The sequence below is a fragment of the Burkholderia thailandensis E264 genome, assembly GCF_000012365.1.
Taxonomy (GTDB): Bacteria; Pseudomonadota; Gammaproteobacteria; order Burkholderiales; family Burkholderiaceae; genus Burkholderia; species Burkholderia thailandensis.
Map to the genome: position 1 here is coordinate 1,223,230 of NC_007650.1, position 18,209 is coordinate 1,241,438.

21 protein-coding genes are annotated in these 18,209 nt (G+C 62.9%); all 21 read left to right on the top strand.

What is annotated here, in order from left to right:
• Position 1 precedes the first annotated feature (1 nt).
• The gene (locus tag BTH_RS05400; protein WP_009896515.1) at positions 2–343 is read left to right on the top strand and encodes a head-tail connector protein; all 342 of its coding nucleotides are present in this window, start codon (positions 2–4) and stop codon (positions 341–343) included.
• A 2-nt stretch (positions 344–345) separates the two neighbouring features.
• Positions 346–675: a phage head closure protein gene (locus BTH_RS05405; RefSeq protein ID WP_009896516.1), complete on the top strand. Its 330-nt coding sequence runs from the start codon at positions 346–348 to the stop codon at positions 673–675.
• Positions 668–1,090, top strand: a complete 423-nt coding sequence (locus tag BTH_RS05410) for an HK97-gp10 family putative phage morphogenesis protein (RefSeq protein ID WP_011401121.1) — start codon at positions 668–670, stop codon at positions 1,088–1,090. Before BTH_RS05405 ends, BTH_RS05410 begins: the two co-directional genes overlap by 8 nt.
• The gene (locus BTH_RS05415; protein ID WP_009896520.1) at positions 1,087–1,434 is read left to right on the top strand and encodes a hypothetical protein; all 348 of its coding nucleotides are present in this window, start codon (positions 1,087–1,089) and stop codon (positions 1,432–1,434) included. The genes BTH_RS05410 and BTH_RS05415 overlap by 4 nt, the downstream gene beginning before the upstream one ends.
• Before the next feature lie 62 nt (positions 1,435–1,496).
• Positions 1,497–1,955, top strand: coding sequence for a phage tail tube protein (locus BTH_RS05420; protein WP_009896521.1), 459 nt, complete (start codon positions 1,497–1,499; stop codon positions 1,953–1,955).
• A gap of 27 nt (positions 1,956–1,982) precedes the next feature.
• Positions 1,983–2,447, top strand: a complete 465-nt coding sequence (locus BTH_RS05425; RefSeq protein WP_009896522.1) for a phage tail assembly chaperone — start codon at positions 1,983–1,985, stop codon at positions 2,445–2,447.
• Positions 2,447–2,731, top strand: coding sequence for a phage tail assembly protein T (locus BTH_RS05430; RefSeq protein WP_004526674.1), 285 nt, complete (start codon positions 2,447–2,449; stop codon positions 2,729–2,731). The genes BTH_RS05425 and BTH_RS05430 overlap by 1 nt, the downstream gene beginning before the upstream one ends.
• 13 nt (positions 2,732–2,744) lie before the next feature.
• The gene (locus tag BTH_RS05435; RefSeq protein ID WP_009896523.1) at positions 2,745–6,845 is read left to right on the top strand and encodes a phage tail tape measure protein; all 4,101 of its coding nucleotides are present in this window, start codon (positions 2,745–2,747) and stop codon (positions 6,843–6,845) included.
• Positions 6,842–7,180 (top strand): phage tail protein, encoded by a 339-nt coding sequence (locus BTH_RS05440; RefSeq protein WP_009896524.1) that lies wholly within the window; start codon positions 6,842–6,844, stop codon positions 7,178–7,180. The genes BTH_RS05435 and BTH_RS05440 overlap by 4 nt, the downstream gene beginning before the upstream one ends.
• Before the next feature lie 8 nt (positions 7,181–7,188).
• The gene (locus tag BTH_RS05445; protein WP_009896526.1) at positions 7,189–8,595 is read left to right on the top strand and encodes a tail fiber domain-containing protein; all 1,407 of its coding nucleotides are present in this window, start codon (positions 7,189–7,191) and stop codon (positions 8,593–8,595) included.
• Positions 8,592–9,275: a phage minor tail protein L gene (locus BTH_RS05450; RefSeq protein WP_009896528.1), complete on the top strand. Its 684-nt coding sequence runs from the start codon at positions 8,592–8,594 to the stop codon at positions 9,273–9,275. The genes BTH_RS05445 and BTH_RS05450 overlap by 4 nt, the downstream gene beginning before the upstream one ends.
• A 49-nt stretch (positions 9,276–9,324) precedes the next feature.
• Positions 9,325–10,077 carry a C40 family peptidase gene (locus tag BTH_RS05455; protein ID WP_009896529.1) on the top strand — a complete coding sequence of 251 codons (753 nt, stop codon included), beginning with the start codon at positions 9,325–9,327 and terminating at the stop codon, positions 10,075–10,077.
• The gene (locus tag BTH_RS05460; RefSeq protein ID WP_009896531.1) at positions 10,074–10,658 is read left to right on the top strand and encodes a tail assembly protein; all 585 of its coding nucleotides are present in this window, start codon (positions 10,074–10,076) and stop codon (positions 10,656–10,658) included. The genes BTH_RS05455 and BTH_RS05460 overlap by 4 nt, the downstream gene beginning before the upstream one ends.
• Positions 10,655–13,960, top strand: coding sequence for a host specificity protein J (locus tag BTH_RS05465; RefSeq protein ID WP_011401124.1), 3,306 nt, complete (start codon positions 10,655–10,657; stop codon positions 13,958–13,960). Before BTH_RS05460 ends, BTH_RS05465 begins: the two co-directional genes overlap by 4 nt.
• Positions 13,960–14,268, top strand: a complete 309-nt coding sequence (locus tag BTH_RS35560) for a hypothetical protein (RefSeq protein WP_025404176.1) — start codon at positions 13,960–13,962, stop codon at positions 14,266–14,268. Before BTH_RS05465 ends, BTH_RS35560 begins: the two co-directional genes overlap by 1 nt.
• Entirely contained in the window at positions 14,268–14,984 is a 717-nt protein-coding gene (locus BTH_RS29950) for a hypothetical protein (RefSeq protein WP_080511277.1), read from the top strand. The genes BTH_RS35560 and BTH_RS29950 overlap by 1 nt, the downstream gene beginning before the upstream one ends.
• Before the next feature lie 53 nt (positions 14,985–15,037).
• Positions 15,038–15,322, top strand: coding sequence for a holin (locus BTH_RS05470; RefSeq protein ID WP_009896536.1), 285 nt, complete (start codon positions 15,038–15,040; stop codon positions 15,320–15,322).
• 2 nt (positions 15,323–15,324) lie between these two features.
• Entirely contained in the window at positions 15,325–15,774 is a 450-nt protein-coding gene (locus BTH_RS05475; protein WP_009896538.1) for a D-Ala-D-Ala carboxypeptidase family metallohydrolase, read from the top strand.
• Complete coding sequence (locus BTH_RS29955; RefSeq protein ID WP_043288963.1) at positions 15,771–16,253, top strand: DUF2514 family protein; 483 nt, start codon at positions 15,771–15,773, stop codon at positions 16,251–16,253. Before BTH_RS05475 ends, BTH_RS29955 begins: the two co-directional genes overlap by 4 nt.
• Positions 16,254–16,391: 138 nt before the next feature.
• Complete coding sequence (locus tag BTH_RS05485; RefSeq protein ID WP_009896543.1) at positions 16,392–17,180, top strand: DNA adenine methylase; 789 nt, start codon at positions 16,392–16,394, stop codon at positions 17,178–17,180.
• Positions 17,181–17,282: 102 nt separating this feature from the next.
• Positions 17,283–18,179, top strand: a complete 897-nt coding sequence (locus tag BTH_RS05490; protein ID WP_011401129.1) for a hypothetical protein — start codon at positions 17,283–17,285, stop codon at positions 18,177–18,179.
• Positions 18,180–18,209: the final 30 nt, after the last annotated feature.

Sequence of the window (18,209 nt, forward strand, 5' to 3'; positions counted from 1 at the left end):
GATGGCACTTGTCGAACTGAAACTTGCGCTGGGATTTCTGCGCCAAGACGCTGGCATCGAGGATGACGTCGTGCAAGTGCTACTCGACGGCGCGGCGCAATCCGCGATCGACTACCTAAATCGTCAGGTGTATGAGTCCACGGAAGCAATGGAAGCGGCAATTGGCGCCGGCACTGCGGGTGATAACCCGATGGTGGTCAACGCCGCTATCAGGGCGGCAATCCTCAAAACGATGGCGGAACTGTATGTGAATCGCGAGGACTCCACTGCCGGCGTCGTCGCAGAACTTCCGTTCAATGCGCGGACGCTTTTGCGGCCGCACAGAATCATTCCCGGAGTGTAGACGTGCTGCGAGCAAGTGGGCTAACCGAGTTCATCATCGTTGAGCGCCCGAGCGGCGAGAAGAACGAGAACGACGAACCGATTCCGAGTGCCTGGATTGAGCGTGCTCGATTGTGGGCCAACGTTCGCTTCCTGAGCGGAAAGGAGTATGTCGTATCCGGCGCGGTCCGCGGCTCGGCAGTCGCCAGCATGCGCATTCGCTATCGGGCCGACATCGATGAGCAAATGCGCGTTCGATACGGTGGCCGGCTCTATGACATCACCGCTGTGCTGCCCGCCCGGGCGCGTGGATACGTCGATCTGTTGGTCAAGGTGGGGGAGAAGTATGTCTAGTGTACAGATCGTCGGCTTGAACGACCTTCGAGCCGACTTCGAACGACTCGCGAAATCGCAATCGCGCGCCGTATTACGGAGAGCGACGATCGCGGGGGCGGCTGTTATCCGCGACGAGGCGCGCAAGCGCGCACCGAAGAAAACCGGGAAGCTGCGCCGCAATATCGTCTCAGCAGCACTTCGGCAGAAAGACGCTCCGGGCTTGGCGACGGCAGGCGTGCGTGTCCGGGCAAAGGGCAAGGCTGATTCGCCGAACAACGCGTTCTACTGGCGCTTCGACGAGTTCGGCACGCAGCACATGAAGGCCCAGCCGTTCATGCGGCCGGCGTTTGACGCGTCGATCGGCGAGGCCGAAGGGGCGATTCGCACCGAGTTGGCGCGCGCGATCGATCAAGCGCTCGGAGGGCGGCGGTGAGCGTGATCGTAATCCGTGACGCCTTGCAGGGCATAGGTGGTGCGAAGGGGTATCTCGGCGTCGCACCGGAGAAGGCGCCGGCGCGGTATTTCGTCGTCACGCGCGTTCACGGCGCGCTCGATATGGCACTTGCCGGCCCGACTGGTGGCCGTTCTGGTTCGTATCAGATCGACTGCTACGCACCGACGTTTACCGACGCGGACCGTCTTGCCGATCTGGCGGTTGATCGCGCGATGTCGGTTCAGGATCGGTTCTCGGTTGGAGGTGTCGACGAGCTGCCGGACGACTATTCGGCGGACACAGGACTTTTCCGCGTCAGCTTGGAACTGTCGATCGAGTTTTGACCTGCGCCACGACAATTCATTTGGCCCGCCGTGCGCGGGCCATTTTTCATTTGAGAGGGTATATGGCAGCAGAGAAGAGCAAGCGCACCAAGGCGCAGGGAACCAAGGTCGAGGTGTCGAAAGTTGCGTCGACCGATCTCGACGCGGCCGATCTGGTGTTCGTCGATCTTAGTACGACGGGCAAACAGATTCAGTGGCAGGGCGGGCAGTCGGAAGAAATCGACGCGACGACGTTCGCGAGCGACGAAAAGGAATCGGAGCTCGGCTTGCCCGATCCGGGCGAGTTCTCGGTCGACGGCAATTACCAATCGAACGACGAAGGGCAGAACATTCTGCGTGCCGCGCGCGCGACGGGCGAAAAGCACGTGTTCCGTGTCACGTTCGCCGACAAATCGCAGTTTCTGTTCGCCGGCATGGTGCGTCAGTACACGTGGGCGGCGTCGGTCAATGGGCTGATTTCGACGACGTACAGCGTGCGCGTGAGCGGCTCGCCGAAGATCGTGCCACCGCCGGCGGCGTAACTCCCCGATCGCAGATAGGAAATGAGCATGGAAAACGAAAACCAAGGCGTGACGAGCCTGCGTGCAGCGGTGCTGAACCCGCTGACCGGTTGGCGGTACGAATTGATGAACGTACCGGAATGGAATGGCGAAAAGATCGCCGTGCGCGAGCCGACGGTTGGCGATCGCATGTTCTGGATCGAAGCGCTTCGGGACATCGCCGGGGTAACGGAGGGCGACGACGAAACGGCGGTTCGCGAGAAGTTCACGCGCGCGAGCGACGACGTGCACATGCAGGCGAATGCGCGGCTGTTCGTTCGTGTCGTGTTCGGTGAAACGCCGGATGGTTGGCGGCGGCTATTCTCGGACGACGATGCAACCGCGGTCGCGGCTGCGTTCGGCCCCGTGCACAACCGCATCGTCGTGAAGGCGCTCGAATTCGGCAAGCTCGACGTCGACCCGGTCGAAGACGCAAAAAAGCCTTCTGCCGAACCCCAGGCCTTCGCTTCCTGATGTCGCTCGCGCTGCGGCTCGGCAAGACGTTGGCCGAGCTGTGCGAGCAGATGTCGTCCGCCGAGCTGAGTCTCTGGATCGGGTACGACGCGGAATCGCCGGTTGCAGACGATCGTGCGGATCTGCATGCGGCGATGATCGCGGCGGCGGCGTTTCAGTCGCAGGGCGCAAAGGTCAAGGTGTCGGACATGATGCCGAGATGGTCCGGCGAGCCCGCGACGGCGGAGGGAGAGGAAGGCGGCGGTGATCCGTTTCAAGCCGCCCTGATGCGCATGGCGAAGTAGGCGAGAACACACTATGGCAACAAGCCTTCGCGAGCTGATCGTCAGCGTTACGGCGAATACGACCGAATACGACCGCCGCATGCGCGGTCTCTCGTCGACGGCCGGCTCGTATTTCAATGCGGTGCGCGATGGCGGGCGCACAGCGGATGCGGCGTTTGCCTCGAACGCCGCAAGCGTGCAGGTCACGGTGCGTGCGCTCGACGCGGCGCGCAGTTCGATCCGCGAATACGCACAAGCCGCCGCAGCGGCGTTCGGCGTGCATCAGTTGATCGAGTACGCCGACGAATGGACGAACCTGAGCAATCGCCTTCGGATCGTCACGCGTGACGAGATCGATTTCGCGATTGCGCAGAACGACGTGCTGCGCATCGCGCGCGACACACGGCAACCGCTCGACGCGACGGCCGAGCTGTATCAGCGGATCGCAAACAACGCGTCGCATCTCGGGTTGTCTATCAAACAGGTCGGCCCGCTTGTCACCACGATCAGCAAGGCGGTCGCGTTGTCGGGTGTCTCGGCAGATACTGCTCGTATGGGGCTCGTGCAGCTTGGACAAGCGTTCGCGGCGGGGCAGTTGCGCGGTCAGGATCTGAATAGCGTGCTCGAAGAGTTGCCGGGTGTCGCGGATGCTATCGCGCGCGGCATGGGCAAGAGTTCGGCGCAGCTCAAGTCGATGGCCGAAGAGGGAAAGCTGACCGTCGGTAATCTCGTCGAGGCGCTGACGCGCGCGGCGGGCGGCACGGATACTCTGTTCGAGAAAATGCAGGCGACGGTCGGGCAGACGATGACGCGCCTGCAGACGGAGATCGTCAAGTATATCGGCGAGTCGGATCAAGCGACGGGCGCGAGCGCGAGGCTTGCGCAGGGAATCGCGTACGTCGCAGAGCACCTCGACGGCATCGTGAAGCTCGGCGTGTCGCTCGCGGCTGGGCGGATCGCCGTGTACTTTGGGCAATCCGCAGTCGCGGCGACGCAGGCGGCGACAGCGTGGGTCGGCGCCCGGCGAGCGCTCGTCGAGGAGACGATCAAGCAACACGAGGCGGCACAGGCAGCGCTCGCCAAAGCGCAGGGCGATCGCGCTGCCGCGGCGGCGAAGCTTCAGAACGCGCAAGCGGCGGAGGCTTCAGCGCAGGCCGAGCTCGCGGGCATGCGAGCGATGCGCGAAAGCCTTGCGATGCAGTCGGCATTGACGGCTGGCTCGATCAAGTACACGGAAGCGAAGCTTGCCGAAGCGCGGGCGGTCGAGGCGACGGCGCAAGCTCACGTCGCAACGGCGCGCGCCAACGTCGCCGGCAGTCAGGAAATCGGCGCGCGCATCGCGGGCACGCCGTACGCGGCGATCATCGCTCGCGAGACGGCAGCCGCGCAGCAGGAGCTCGAACGCGCCGAAGCGTCGCTCGCGCTTGCACTGCAGCGGCGTACGGCGCTTGAGGCGGCAGCGAAGCAAGGCACGATCGACAAAGCGCGTTATACGGCGTCGCTGGCCGAGACGGACCGCGGCCTTGCGCAAGCCGAGCGTGATGTCGCGCTTGCCACGCAGGCTCGTGAGCGAGCGGAACGCGCGGCGACCGCGACCGCGGCGGGTCTGAAGACGGCGACCGAAAGCGCGGCGACGGCGCAGACGGCGCTCGCGCGTACGGGCACGATGATGCGCTCGGTTGGTTCCGGCTTGCTGGCGGCGGTCGGCGGCTTACCGGGGATTCTGGCGACCGTGGGCACGGTGGCGCTTGGGGCTGCCGCGAACTGGCTGCTGTTTCGCGACAACGCGAGCAGCGCGACGTCGAGTCTGATCGACATGCAGGCGCCGCTCGATCAGATCATCGACAAATATCGGCAACTGACGCCGCTGTTACAGGAATCTGAGCGGCTGCGCACGAAGCAAGAGGCGTCGCGGGCGGCCGATGACGCGCAGTCGGCATATCGGAGTTTGGCGACGCGGGCGGCGCAAAGTGTCATGGTGCCGGCGTTTGGCGATGCGCCGTCGGTGGTCTCGGATGCCGATCAGGCAGCGCTCGATCGATTCCTCGCCGGCCTGGATCGCCTCAAGACGTCGAACCTCGGCGTCGACGAGAAATCGCGCGAGATCGGGCGACTGATCGACCGCTTCGTGTCGGCGACGAGCGGCGGCGAAGCGCTGCGCGAGGAACTGGTGCGCGCCGCGGGTGCGATCGACACGGCGGGCCTCGCTTCGCAGAAAGGCGCACAGGCACTCGCTGCAATGGATGCTGCGGCAAGGGGGGCCGCCGAGGGCGTTCGGCTGCTTTCTGACGCCAACAACTTCTTCGCCGGAGGCATGGCATCGGAGGCGTGGGAGAAATACGTCCACAAGCTCAGGGAAGAATCCGACGTCATCGGTATGACGGCCCGCCAGAAGGCCGAGTACGAAGCGCGGACGAAGGGCGCGAATGATGCGCAGGCCCGCATGGCCGGCCTCGTCGCCGGACGAGCGGACGCATACAAGTCGCTCGAAAAAGCGATTGCCGACAAGGATGCGAAAGCCGCAGCGGGGGCGCGAACCAACATCGACAATCTGACGCGCGAACTCGCGCTGATGAATCAGCAAATGGTGGTCGCTGCGGCGTTGGCTGATTTTCAGGCGGCTATCCGCACTAATAACTTTGGCAAGTTCGCAAAGTACGGTTTCGGCGAGAAATCGGGCGACGTGGAGCTCGCTGCAATGGTCGCGCGAGCGGAGGCGAACGGCCGCGGACAGCAGGCGTTCGACGAGACAATCGCGTCCGCGGCGGCACAGACGGCGCGTGTATCCACCAACGCCGCGGCGGCCCGCGTAACGAAGGGCGGTGGCGTTCATTCGCTGGAAAGCGAGCGCATGCTCGACAACATCCGGCAGCGGATCGCGCAACTGCGCGTCGAGGCGGTCGCAACCGACAAGCTGACGCAGTCGCAAAAGGATCTCCTCGCGTTCGATCAAAAGGTGACGGATCTGCGCAGCAAGCGCAAGAAGCTGTCGGACGACGACAAGAGCCTGCTTCGCGATCAGCAGGCGATTCGCGGGATGTACGAGCAAGCGTCGCAACTGGAAAAGGAGGTGCGCTATCGCGACGCGATCAACAAGCTGAAGGAGCGCAGTGCGCAGATCGACGCGGAGCTCGGTGACTACGCGGCCGAGCGTCAGCGTGACGTGCAGCGCGAACTCGGGGCGATGTCGATGGGTGACAACGCGCGCGAGCTGAATCAGGCCATCAATCGCGTGAGCGACGAGTTTCGCCGTCGACGGGACGAACTGACGAAGGGCGCGCGAAAGGACGGCACGCTGGGTTCGCCCGAGTACATCGCCGAGATCGAGCGCATCAACACGGCCGAGGCGGAGCAGGTCGCGCGCGAGCGCGGCTATCTCGAGCAGCGGCTCGCGTTGCAGGCCGACTGGCGCGTCGGCGTGAAGCGGGCGATGGCGGTCTATCAGGAATCCGCGCAGAACGCAGCGCAGATGGCCGAGGAGGCGCTGACGAGTTCGTTCCGCAATGCCGAGGATGCACTCGTGTCGTTCGCGGCGTCGGGCAAGCTCAATTTCCGCGGACTGATTGACAGCATGATCGCCGACCTCGCGCGGTTTTCGGCGCGTGCGGCGATGTCTCAGGTGTTCGGAGCGATCGGCTCCGCTTTGGGATTCGGCGGTGTCTCTGATGCCGTCGGCGCGCTCGGTGGTGCGGCAAGCGCGGCTGTCGGCTCGAACGCCTACGGCTTTCATCTCGCGACGGGCGGGGCGGTGTGGGGACCGGGCACGTCCACGAGCGACAGCATCCCGGCGCAGCTTTCGAACGGCGAGTTCGTGGTCCGCGCCGCAGTGGTGTCGCAGCCGGGCGTGCGCGCACACCTTGAGCGATTGAACGCAGGGGGGCGATCCGGCTTCGCGCGATTCGCCGCGGGTGGGCTCGTTGGCGGGAGCGCGGGAGGAGGGGATTCGCCGGCGCGCAACGGCGGGATCTCGGTCAGCGCGCCAGTTTCGATCGAGGGCGGATCGTCGAACCCCGCGAGCCTGATCGCGGTTGGGGAGTTCCGAAAGATGCTGGAACAGATGATACGCGAGCTCATACAACGTGAACGCCGGCAGGGCGGAACCTTGTGGAGAGCGCAAAACGGGATTGCAGGATGAAAGACACATTTGAATGGCCGTCGACGGTACAAGGGCACGGCGGCGATACGACGCTGCGTGTGCGCAAAGCCCAGTTCGGCGACGGCTACACCCAGCGGGCCGCGGACGGCCTGAATAATCGCGAATCGACATTCGATCTGCGGTTTGTCGGTAACGCGGCGAAGGTTGCCGCGATCATCGATTTCCTCGATCGGCATGCGGGCGCGGAGTCGTTCTACTGGACGCCGCCGCTTCGCGCCCGCGGACTCTTCGTCTGCGAAAAGTACTCCGAGCCGATCAAGAACGGCGCCGTCTACACGATGACGGCGCAGTTCGAAGAGACGTTCTCTGTATAGGAGTTCAGATGTCGATACTTCAAAAAATCGTCTTGGGCGAGCCACCCAGCGGAAGTGGCGGCGACAACAACCGCGTCGCGCACATCAAGACGAACGAGAATTTCGGTGTAGTCGAACGTTCGACTCCGCTCGATCTCAGGTATCTCAACGATAGTACGAACCTGACGCCGGACGATATCGGAAAGCGGTTCGGGATTTGGATGGCCGAGCCGGGAAAGGAAGTCGGGTTTCCGCTCGCGTCGTCCGTGCCGCCAAATTCCTGTATTCACTTGTTCAACGTTCAGGGAAGGGTCGTGATCAAGTTTCAAGCCGGCGACCTGTCTCAACTGAACGTGCTGAATGCCGGCGACTGGGTGAAGTACGTGTCGGACGGTGTGAAGATCTGGCACGTCGCGGAGCGCGGCAAGATGATGTGGGATGAGGTTGTCGGCGGCAAGTTGTCAGTCGGCGGCGCGCTGGATACTGGTGGTGATCTATCGGTTGCGCGTCAGAGCGACGAAGGGCACGTTGTACTAGGCAAGATGCCCGGCTATCTCTACGGCAACAGTGGGTCGGTGGGTTGGTGGTCTTCAGATGCCGGAGGATCGTACCAGTACCTACTCAGCGACCATACGTTTCGCGTCAACGACGAGGTAGTCGCGGTATGCGACAAGGGGAACGCCCTTCGATTCGACTGGGGGAAGAAGACCGCCGGCCAGCTCGGGGCGACGGTCGACGGCAAATACCTAGGCTATCTCTGGCACAGCGGTAATCTTGCCCAGCCGATGACACTTGACACGCCGCAGTTCGTTGGGACAAAGAAGACGTTCACGCAGGCGCAGGAAATCGCTGTCGGTGCCACCGGGCTTCATACGCAAGCGTCGCTGTACCTGAACGGAATGGGCGGTCTCAGCTATCTCGGATTCTCTGGGCTGAACAACACCGTTGGCGCTCAGCTTCGGATTTCCAGCAACACCTCGGTCGCTGAATTGCAGTGCGTCAACTACAACGCGACAACGTTCGGGGTGTTGACCGCTTCGAATTTCAATCAGGCGTCCGATAGTGCTTTCAAATCCGATATCCAGACGCTTGAGAACGTAATGGCGCGGCTGCGCGGTAAGCGGGGCGTGACGTTTCTGCAAAAAAGCAGTCCGGAAGCGGGGCGACAGGCTGGCGTCATCGCAAACGAGTGGTGGGATTTCCCGGAACTGCTCGGCGAGGGGCCCGAGATCGACGAGGACGGCGATTTCATCGTGCGGCAGTACGACGAGAACGGCAAGGAGCTCTTCGGCGAGAACGGGCCGCCGAAGGGGCGGCCATCGCTGATCTTTCGGTACACGAACGCCGTCGCGGTCTTGTTGGCGGGGATGCTTGAGATGGACGCCGCGTTACAGGACGCGGTCAAGCGGATTGCCGAATTGGAGGCAGCGAAGTGACCATTACCGCGGACATCCAACAGCTCGAGCCGGGTCGACTGATCGAGCTTTTCGAGGTCGACTGCACGGAAATCGGCGCCGACGTGCTGCGCTTCCATGGACACATGCAGTCGACGTCGATCGTGTGGCAAGGGAACGAGTACAAGCCGTGGCCGATACAGGCCGCGGGCTTCGAGCAGACATCCGACGCGCAGCAGCCATCGCCGACGCTGCGGGTGGGCGACATTAACGGAACGATTTCGGCGCTGTGCGTTGCGCTTGGCGATCTCGTCGGCGCGAAAGTGTTCCGGCGCCGAACGCTCGCGCGCTACCTCGACGCCGTGAATTTTCCGGCCGGCAATCCGACGGCGGACCCGAACGAAGAAATGCCGACGCAGCAGTGGCGGATCGAGCAGAAGAGCGACGAGCAGCCGGGTTTGCACGTTGAATTCACGCTCTCGTCGCCGCTCGACTTCGGTGGCCAGCAACTGCCGAAACGGCAGATTATTTCGATCTGCCAATGGGAGTATCGCGGCCCCGAGTGCGGCTATACCGGTGCGGCGTGTTTCGACAAGGACGACAACCCGGTGAGCGATCCCGCGCTCGATCGGTGCAGCAAAAAGATCAGCGGTTGCGAACGTCGATTTGGCGTGAATAACGCGCTGCCGTTCGGCGGCTTCCTGTGCGACACGATGGCGTGACGCGCAATTCAATTTCGATACGAGGACCCGCCAAACGGCGGGTTTTTTTATGGACGAACAGATCAAGAAGGCGATTGAGGCGCACGCGCTCGCAGAGTATCCGCGCGAGTGCTGCGGGCTCGTCGTGAAGACCGAGAGCGGCGAGATATACGTGCGCTGCCGCAACCTTGCGGCCGTGCCGACCGACCAGTTCGCGCTCGCGTCGGAGGACTACGCCGCGGCCGAAGACATGGGCGAGATTGTCGCTCTTGTGCATTCGCATCCGGGGGCGTCGGCGCAGCCGAGCGAAGCGGATCGCGCGATGTGCGAGCGCAGCGGTATCGAGAAATGGGTGATCGTCTCGCTCGGCGTGCAGGCCGACGGCTCGATCGGCATCGACGACTGGTGCGAGTTCGAGCCGGCCGGCTATGTCACGCGGTTGATCGGCCGGCAGTTTGTGCATGGCGTGCACGACTGCTACGCGATCGTGCGCGACTGGTATCTCGCTGAGCGCGGCGTCTTGCTACCCGACTTCGAGCGCGAGGACGACTGGTGGAACGACGGCCGGTCGAACCTCTACCTCAACCACTATCAGGACGCCGGTTTCCTTGACGTCGGCCGTGGCGTGACGTTGCAGGTCGGTGACGTGTTGCTGATGCAGATCCGCAGCAAGAACGACGTGCCGAATCACGCGGGCGTGTATCTCGGCGACGGGCAGTTTCTGCATCACATGCACGGGCGTTTGTCCGCGCGCGCGGTGTGGGGCGGAATGTGGGCCGATTGCTGCACGACGGTGCTGCGCTACGCGGGAGGGCGGAAATGAACGAGACGCTATGCACGATTCGGCTGCACAGCACGCTCGGCGTGCGGTTCGGTCGCATCCATCGTCTCGCCGTTTCGTCGACCGCGGAGGCGGTGCGCGCGCTGTCGGTGCTGATTCCTGGCTTCCGCGCGTTCCTGATGTCGGCGCGCGACGATGGTCTGACGTTTGCCGTTTTCAATGGTCGGCGCAACATCGGTGAAGACGAGCTCGAGCATCCGGTGGGGCGCGACGAGATTCGCATTGCGCCGGTAATTATTGGCAGCAAGCGCGGCGGGCTCTTCAACACGATTCTCGGCGCCGCACTCGTCGCTGTCGGCGCGATCGCGACGTTCGGTTTCGCGCAGCCGTGGGGTGCGTCGCTGATGGGGCTCGGTGCGTCGATGGCGCTGGGCGGCATTGTGCAGATGCTGAGTCCGCAACAGGCCGGGCTCGCGGGGGCGGCCAACAACGGCACGTCGTACTACTTCAACGGACCCGTGAACAGTGCGGCGCAGGGCGAACCGGTGCCGCTCGTTATCGGCGAAATGATCGTCGGCTCGAAGGTGGGCAGCTCGGGAATCTATGCGGAGGATCAGGTTTGAAGAAGCTCCATGCAGAAAGAGGGCTGAAGCGGATCTACGGCGCGAAGGGCGGCGGCGGTGGTGGTGGCAGCAGCGAATCGCCCGACAGTCTGCATTCGATTGCGCGCGCGAAGGTGCTCGATGTGATCTCGGCGGGGCCGATCGTGGGGCTGGTGAATGGCCTGCAGTCGGTCTATCTCGACGGCACACCGATCCAGAACGCGGACGGTTCGCTGAATTTCCAGAACTACACCGTCGACGTGCGGACGGGCACGCAGGATCAGGACTACATCCCGGGCTTTCCGGCCGTCGAGCGTGAGGCCGGCGTCGGCGTGCCGCTGACGTCCGACGCGCCGTGGGTGCGCCAGATCCAGAATACGCAACTGACCGCGGTGCGTGTGCGCTTCGGCGTGCCGGCGCTACAGCGTCAGGACACGTCAAATGGCAACATCACAGGCTATCGCGTCGACTATGCGATCGACTTGTCGGTCGACGGCGGGTCGTATACGCAGGTGCTGGCCGGTGCGTTCGACGGCAAGACGACGTCGCTCTACGAGCGCTCGCATCGGATCGAGCTGCCGCGCGCGAAAAACGGCTGGCTGATCCGTGTGCGCCGTATCACGCCGAACGCGCACACGGCGACGATCGCCGACGCGATCAACATCGAAGCGATCACCGAAATCATCGATCGGAAGCTTCGCTATCCGATGACGGCGCTCGTCGGCATGACGTTCGACGCACGTTCGTTCTCGAGCGTGCCGGTGCGTTCGTATCACGTGCGAGGGATGATCTTCCGTGTTCCGACAAATTACGATCCGGAGACCCGCACGTATTCGGGCACTTGGGATGGCACGTTCAAGGCAGCATGGACGAACAATCCAGCTTGGGTCTACTACGGCCTACTGCTCGACAAGCTCAACGGATTGGGCGACCGTGTCGATGCGTCGATGGTCGACAAGTGGGCGCTGTACGCAATCGCGCGTCACTGTGACGAGCTGGTATCGGACGGGAAGGGCGGCAAGGAGCCGCGCTTTACGTGCAACTGCGTGATTCAGACAAAGGCGGATGCGTTCAAGGTCGTGCAGGATATCGCAAGTGTCTTTCGCGGGATTTCGTATTGGGGGGCCGGCTCCGTCGTCGCGTCGGCCGATATGCCGTCCGATCCGGTCTACCTGTACACGGCCGCGAACGTCGTCGGCGGTTCATTCAAGTACGTCGGCAGCGAGCGCAAGACGCGCTACACGGTCGCGCTCGTCAGCTACAACGATCCGACGAACCAGTACAAGCAGGCTGTCGAAGCCGTGCAGGACGACGACGGGATCGCGCGATACGGCGTCATCAAGACGGAGGTCACGGCGTTCGGCTGCACGTCGCAGGCGCAGGCGCACCGTCTCGGTCGGTGGCTGCTGCTGACGTCGCGGTACGAGACCGGGACGGTCTCGTTTCAGGTCGGGCTCGACGGGACGCTTTGTGCGCCGGGACAGGTGATCGCCGTTGCCGACCCTAAGAAGGCCGGCCGCCGGATCGGCGGCCGTATCCGCGCCGCAGCCGGCGAGACGATCACGCTCGACAAGGCGCCGACTATCGCCGCCGGCGATCGTTTCACGGCGATCTTGCCGTCGGGCATCGCGCAGGCGCGGGTGGTGAAGGCCGTCAACGGTGACACGGTGACGCTTGCCGCGCGCTTCGACGCTGATCCGGTGCCGGGCGCTGTGTGGATGGTCGAGAGCAACGAACTCGCCGCGCAGCAGTATCGCGTGGTGAGTGTGCAGGAGAGCGACGACAACGGCCAGATCGTCTACACGATCAACGCGACACAGTATGAGCCGGGCAAGTATGCGGCGATCGACGACGGCGCGCAGATCCAGCAACGGCCGATCACGATTGTTCCGCCTTCGGTACAGCCACCGCCGTCGAACGTACGCCTGTCGACGTACTCGGTAGTCGATCAGGGCATTTCGAAAACGTCGATGGTGATCGCGTGGGATGCGGCGAACCACGCGACGAGCTACGTCGCCGAATGGCGCAAGGACAACGGCGAGTGGGTGCGGGCGCCGTCGACGGGCGGTTTGCAGGTTGAGGTGCCGGGCATCTATCAGGGCAAATACCTCGCGCGCGTGCGCGCCGAAAACGCGCTCGGCGTGACGTCGATTCCGGCGTATGGCGTCGATACGCAGCTGACCGGGAAAACCACTCCGCCGCCGTCGGTCGTGTCGCTGACCGCGGCGGGCATCGTGTACGGGATCGACCTGAAATGGGCGTTCCCGGGTGACGGCTCCGCCGGCGACACGCAGCGAACGGAGATCTGGTACAGCCGCACGCCGAATCGCGACGACGCGACCAAGTTCTCCGACTTCGCGTATCCGCAGGCGTCGACGTCGTATCAGGGGCTCGCGGTCGGGCAGGTGTTTTATTTCTGGGCGCGCCTGGTCGACACGTCCGGCAACGTCGGGCCGTGGTTCCCGGCGAAGGGGCCGGGCGTGCAGGGTCAGCCGAGCACGGATCAAAGCGACTATGAGAAGTATTTCGCCGGCCAGATCGGGAAGTCGGCGCTTGGCACGGAGCTGCGCGCGCCGATCGACCTGATCACCCCGCCGATGGCCGGCGACGCAACGATCTACGCGGGCGACGAAAGACTCAATGCTGGCGTGTGGTCACTGCAAGCGGCGATCGCCGAGGGCGATATGGCGGTCGCGAAGAAGGTCGAAACAGTCGCGGCCCAGCTGCACTCGGGCTCGAATCTGCTGAACGCCGCGGTGCAGAAGGAGACGATTGCGCGTGTCGAAGCTGATCGTGCGATGGCGCAGGACATCACGACGGTGCAGGCGCAGGTGGACGACAACGTGGCTGCGGTGCAAACCGTTGCGAAGTCCTACGCCGACCTGAACGGACGTGTCGCGGCTTCGTATCAGATCAAGGTACAGACGACCGCCGACGGCCACAAATACATGGCGTCGATCGGTGTGGGCATCGACAACGAAAACGGCGTCGTCGAATCGCAGGTGCTCGTGTCGGCGAAGCGGTTCGCCGTGATCGACGAGGACGGCTCCGGTGTGATCGGTGCGCCGTTCGTCGTGCAGGGCGGGCAGGTGTTCTTGCGTCAGGCGCTGATCGGTGCGGGCTGGATTACGAACGCGATGATCGGCAGCTACATCCAGTCCGACAACTACATCGCGGGGCGGCAGGGATGGCGGTTGGATAAGACCGGTTGGTTCGAAATCAACGCAGCGGACGGCAGCGGAAATCGGCTTGTGATGGATGGTAGCAGTGTCCGTGTCTACGACGGTAACGGCGTGCTGCGGGTGCGCATGGGGATGTGGTAATGGGGACAGGGCTTCAGATTTTCGACGGCGCTGGTCGGGTCATTCTCGATGCAAGGTCGCGTGCAGGGCGAGTCGTCGGTATCGCGTGGACAGGTGGGGGGGATGGAAGTGTGGCAGCGGACATGTCCGGCGGGGAGCCATTCTGGTCGTTCATGCCCGCTCACATTTTTTATCGAGTATCAGGCGCCGAGCCATCCCCGATTATTGCGATCGACAGGAACGGCTTGAGCTGGCGGTACAGCGGCAATACGAGTGGGTCTAATGCGTACACGCAGGTTCCCGGGTGGATAGTTTATGGAGTTTATTAATGCCGGCAGGATTTCAGGCGTTTACGGATAGGGGCGTGTATCAAATCGATGGATTGACGCCGAATTACCAAATGGTGCAGGCGATGTCGGCACAGTCGGTGGATACATCGCTGCGCCTCGCGGTCAACGATGCATGGAAACCATTCAATGTGACTCTTCCCAGTGTCGCGTTTACGTTCAATGCAACGGCAGGTCCGATGTACGGCGTATATGCGTCAGATGGTGTTGGCATCACGGTTTGGAGTACCGATGTTAACGGGGCTACATACACCCTGAGATTTGTAACGGAGCGACCGTGCACCGTGTATTTTTTTCAGTTCGATCAGGTGCCGCCGTCGTCTGGAAATTTCGGGCTTCAGGTATTCAATGGGCAAGGGCGCCTCATTGCTGACTCATCCAAACCATTTCTGCGCGTGCTCGACGTTATCTACAACGAATATGTTCCTGGGGATGGGTGGATGGTAGCTGGTGCTCCGAGCCCGCAGTGGGACTCTCGAGCATACGGCGTTCCAATCATCGTTTCGGGAATTTATCCGGTCCGTCACGCGTGGAGCTATGACCCTGGGGGCGTCGAGTTGAGTTCAATTCGCGTGAGCGGGAACAGTGTTTCGTGGGGGACAACAATGTACGGAGGTGGCCGAAAGCCGAACTTGGCAGGATTTCGAGAGCAGTGGCATTCGCGCTTCATGGTGCTGGATGCGACGGGGATTGTGTGATGGGCCGCCAATTGGCGGCCCTTCTTTTTACGGGGCAGGAACGGGGAGCGGTAATGCAAGAGCACGAAAAGACGATTCTGGAGTTGATTCTCATGGGCGGGCTGATTGGCATTGCGAAAGTGTTGGTGGGTAGCGAGCAACTGACGTTCCGGCTTGTGGCTGGGCGTGCCGTGCTCGGTTCGGCGACGTCGATGGTCGCGGGTCTTGCGCTGTTGCAGATCCCTGATCTGCCGCCGATCGCGTTGCTCGGTCTGGGTAGCGCGCTTGGCATCGTCGGGTCGCAGTACCTCGAAGTGCTGCTGCGCCGGAATGCCAAACGAATGATTGCGGGGAAGTGAGGATGACGAATCTGACAGCACATTTCACGCTCGAGGAATTGACGGCGAGCGACACGGCGCGCCGGCGCGGCATCGATAACACACCGTCGGCCGCCGTCACGGCGAACCTGCGCAGGACGGCCGAAATGCTCGAGCGCGTGCGCGACGTGCTCGGCGGGCGACCCGTGCGCATCACCTCGGGCTATCGAGCCGCGGCGCTAAATCGCGCAGTTGGCGGCGTTCCGAGCAGCGCGCATCTGTCGGGTCTGGCCGCCGATTTCGTCTGTCCGAAAATCGGCACGCCGCTCGACATCTGCCGGGCGATCAGGGCGTCGCCGATCGAATTCGACCAGCTGATTCAGGAGGGCACGTGGGTTCACATCGGCCTTGCGCCGATCGGGGCGAAGCCGCGTCGACAGGTGCTGACGGCATCGTTTGGCTCGACGAGCACGACGTACTCGGAGGGGATATGACCTGGCTCGATCTGCGGGTTTGGTTCGCGATCGTCGCGGCGGTGGTCATCGGTTCCGCGGCTGGCTATTTCAAGGGTCATCGCGACGCCGACCAGTCGCGCACCGTAGAAACTCAGGCGCAGCGAATTCGCGAGCTCGTCGTCGAGCGCGACGAAAGCGACCGTATCGCGCGCCAACAACAGGGGAATGCCGAAAATGCTGCGAAACAACGTGAACAGGCTCGCGCTGCTGCTGATGCTGCCGATGCTGCTGCTAACAGCCTGCGCAAGCAGGTCGCCGAGCTTGTCGCCGGAATGCATGATCCCGGCGCTCCGGCCGGAAGCGCGGCAGCCGGCGGCGCCCTCGATCTGCTTGCCGACCTGTTCGGCCGGGCTGACGAGGCTGCGGGAGAGTTCGCGCGAATCGCTGACGACCGAGGCGTTGCCGGGCGGCAATGCGAAAGCGACTACGACGCGCTGACGGCCGCAGTGCCGCGATAGAAACAGGGCGACAGAGGGTTGTGCGGCAACACGCCCCTCTGTCGCTATTCCACTGTCTGAGCCAGTGAATCGGCCAAGGCCCTGCTTACCTACGTAGGCGGGCCGGATTCTACACCAAGTTTAAAAACGGCTTTCACAATGGCAAATCCCATCATCCCTTGGATCGGCGGCAAGCGTCGACTCGCTGACCACATCATCCCGCGCTTTCCGAAGCACGACTGTTACGTCGAGGTGTTCGCGGGCGGGGCGGCGCTGTACTTCATGCGACCGCCGGCCAAGGTCGAGGTGATCAACGATATCAACGGCGAACTGGTGAACCTGTATCGCGTCGTTCAGCACCATCTCGAAGAGTTCGTGCGTCAGTTCAAATGGGCGCTGACGAGCAGGCAGGTGTTCGAGTGGCTGAAGCATACGGTCCCGGAAACCCTCACCGATATCCAGCGTGCGGCGCGGTTCTACTACCTGCAAAAAAGTTGCTTTGGCGGGAAGCTCGAAGGTCAGACGTTCGGAACGGCGACGACTACGGTGCCGGGCCTGAACCTGCTGCGCATTGAGGAAGAGCTATCGGCGGCGCACATTCGCCTCGCGAATGCGTACATCGAGCGGCTCGATTGGGCGACCTGCATCGATCGTTACGATCGGCCGCACACGCTGTTCTACCTCGATCCGCCGTACTTCGAGACTGAAGGGTACGGCGTCGCATTCCCTTTCACGGAGTACGAGAAGATGGCCGAGCGGTTGCGGTCGATCAAGGGGCGCGCGATCGTCAGCCTCAACGACCATCCGGAGATCCGGCGCGTGTTCGCCGGTTTCCATATCGAGAGCGTGCCGATTCAGTACACGATAGGCGGCGGGAAGGGCGTCGAGCGCCGCGAGCTGATCATCTTCAGTTGGGACGACGCCGCGCAACCGGTCGGCCTGTTCTAACCGAGGCCCGCGCTTGCCGCGGGCTTTCTATTTCCAGAATTCGTAATCAATATGTAAAATCTACGATCCGGGGATATAACAACTTCCGACCTGAGAACCACAATGAAAAAAACGCTGATTTCCGTAGTTCTGGCTGGGCTCACACTTACGGCGTGTGGTGGCGGTGACGATTCGCCGACGCCGTCCGCATCCGGTCCGGCAATCCGCCTTGCGTATTCGGGGGTGCCGCTGGTGTCGACGCAGCGCGCACGCGCAATGGCTGTTGCGGTGGATGTGTCGAATGCGGCGTCCGCGCCGGATGCTTCTGCCGGCGACGTGCAGCCAACGATCACCGCGCTGCAGAACGCATTCAAGGCGAGGGGTGCCGACATCGCGGTCTATCCTGGCGTCGTCAGCGGCTCGAAGCTGCACGACATCGTCATGAGTGAAAACGGCGGCATCGGGCCGACTGACGCCGAGATTGCGAACTCGAAAACGAACATCAGCGAATGGGCGCTGGTGTACTTCGAGCTCGACGACATGTCCGGATACATCGATTCGGCACGGCGGGGCGCCGAAGTTGATCAGTTCAAGCGCGACCTGCAGGTGTACGGCGCGCGCGAATATCTCAAGGGGCGAGTCATTTTCGCGGCTCGGCCGATCGTATCGTGTGCGGGGCCAAAAGAGGTTCGAACCGTCAACGACGACGGCATGGTGGTGGTGAGCACGTATAAGCCGACGTCGCAGGTGCTTTACGAGGTAATCGAGGGCGCCGGCATCGAGGGGTTGGTATCGCCCATTGGTGGCATTTACAGGCCCGATGTTTCCCATATGGGCGCAGACTGCAGCACGCCCGACCAGACGGTGCGAGATGCGCACCTAGCCAGCATCGCTGATCCGCTGGTCGATCGGTACAAGGTCGCGCTCGATACGATCAACAAGTGCAAGTACAACCGTGAGGCGATCCCGGAAGAAGGGCGGTCCGCGCAATGTTGGGGTATCGAGCCGGTCAAGAAGTAGTTCCTTCGTTGCCCCGGTCGCTCGACCGGG

What these genes read in the sequence shown, in the direction of transcription:
- BTH_RS05455 (WP_009896529.1), top strand. Translation starts at nt 9,325, where the DNA reads ATGGACGAACAGATCAAGAAGGCGATTGAGGCGCACGCGCTCGCAGAG.
- BTH_RS05475 (WP_009896538.1), top strand. Translation starts at nt 15,325, where the DNA reads ATGACGAATCTGACAGCACATTTCACGCTCGAGGAATTGACGGCGAGC.
- BTH_RS05430 (WP_004526674.1), top strand. Translation starts at nt 2,447, where the DNA reads ATGTCGCTCGCGCTGCGGCTCGGCAAGACGTTGGCCGAGCTGTGCGAG.
- BTH_RS05490 (WP_011401129.1), top strand. Translation starts at nt 17,283, where the DNA reads ATGAAAAAAACGCTGATTTCCGTAGTTCTGGCTGGGCTCACACTTACG.
- BTH_RS05485 (WP_009896543.1), top strand. Translation starts at nt 16,392, where the DNA reads ATGGCAAATCCCATCATCCCTTGGATCGGCGGCAAGCGTCGACTCGCT.
- BTH_RS35560 (WP_025404176.1), top strand. Translation starts at nt 13,960, where the DNA reads ATGGGGACAGGGCTTCAGATTTTCGACGGCGCTGGTCGGGTCATTCTC.
- BTH_RS05425 (WP_009896522.1), top strand. Translation starts at nt 1,983, where the DNA reads ATGGAAAACGAAAACCAAGGCGTGACGAGCCTGCGTGCAGCGGTGCTG.
- BTH_RS05435 (WP_009896523.1), top strand. Translation starts at nt 2,745, where the DNA reads ATGGCAACAAGCCTTCGCGAGCTGATCGTCAGCGTTACGGCGAATACG.
- BTH_RS05420 (WP_009896521.1), top strand. Translation starts at nt 1,497, where the DNA reads ATGGCAGCAGAGAAGAGCAAGCGCACCAAGGCGCAGGGAACCAAGGTC.
- BTH_RS05400 (WP_009896515.1), top strand. Translation starts at nt 2, where the DNA reads ATGGCACTTGTCGAACTGAAACTTGCGCTGGGATTTCTGCGCCAAGAC.
- BTH_RS05440 (WP_009896524.1), top strand. Translation starts at nt 6,842, where the DNA reads ATGAAAGACACATTTGAATGGCCGTCGACGGTACAAGGGCACGGCGGC.
- BTH_RS29955 (WP_043288963.1), top strand. Translation starts at nt 15,771, where the DNA reads ATGACCTGGCTCGATCTGCGGGTTTGGTTCGCGATCGTCGCGGCGGTG.
- BTH_RS05460 (WP_009896531.1), top strand. Translation starts at nt 10,074, where the DNA reads ATGAACGAGACGCTATGCACGATTCGGCTGCACAGCACGCTCGGCGTG.
- BTH_RS05470 (WP_009896536.1), top strand. Translation starts at nt 15,038, where the DNA reads ATGCAAGAGCACGAAAAGACGATTCTGGAGTTGATTCTCATGGGCGGG.
- BTH_RS05445 (WP_009896526.1), top strand. Translation starts at nt 7,189, where the DNA reads ATGTCGATACTTCAAAAAATCGTCTTGGGCGAGCCACCCAGCGGAAGT.
- BTH_RS29950 (WP_080511277.1), top strand. Translation starts at nt 14,268, where the DNA reads ATGCCGGCAGGATTTCAGGCGTTTACGGATAGGGGCGTGTATCAAATC.
- BTH_RS05410 (WP_011401121.1), top strand. Translation starts at nt 668, where the DNA reads ATGTCTAGTGTACAGATCGTCGGCTTGAACGACCTTCGAGCCGACTTC.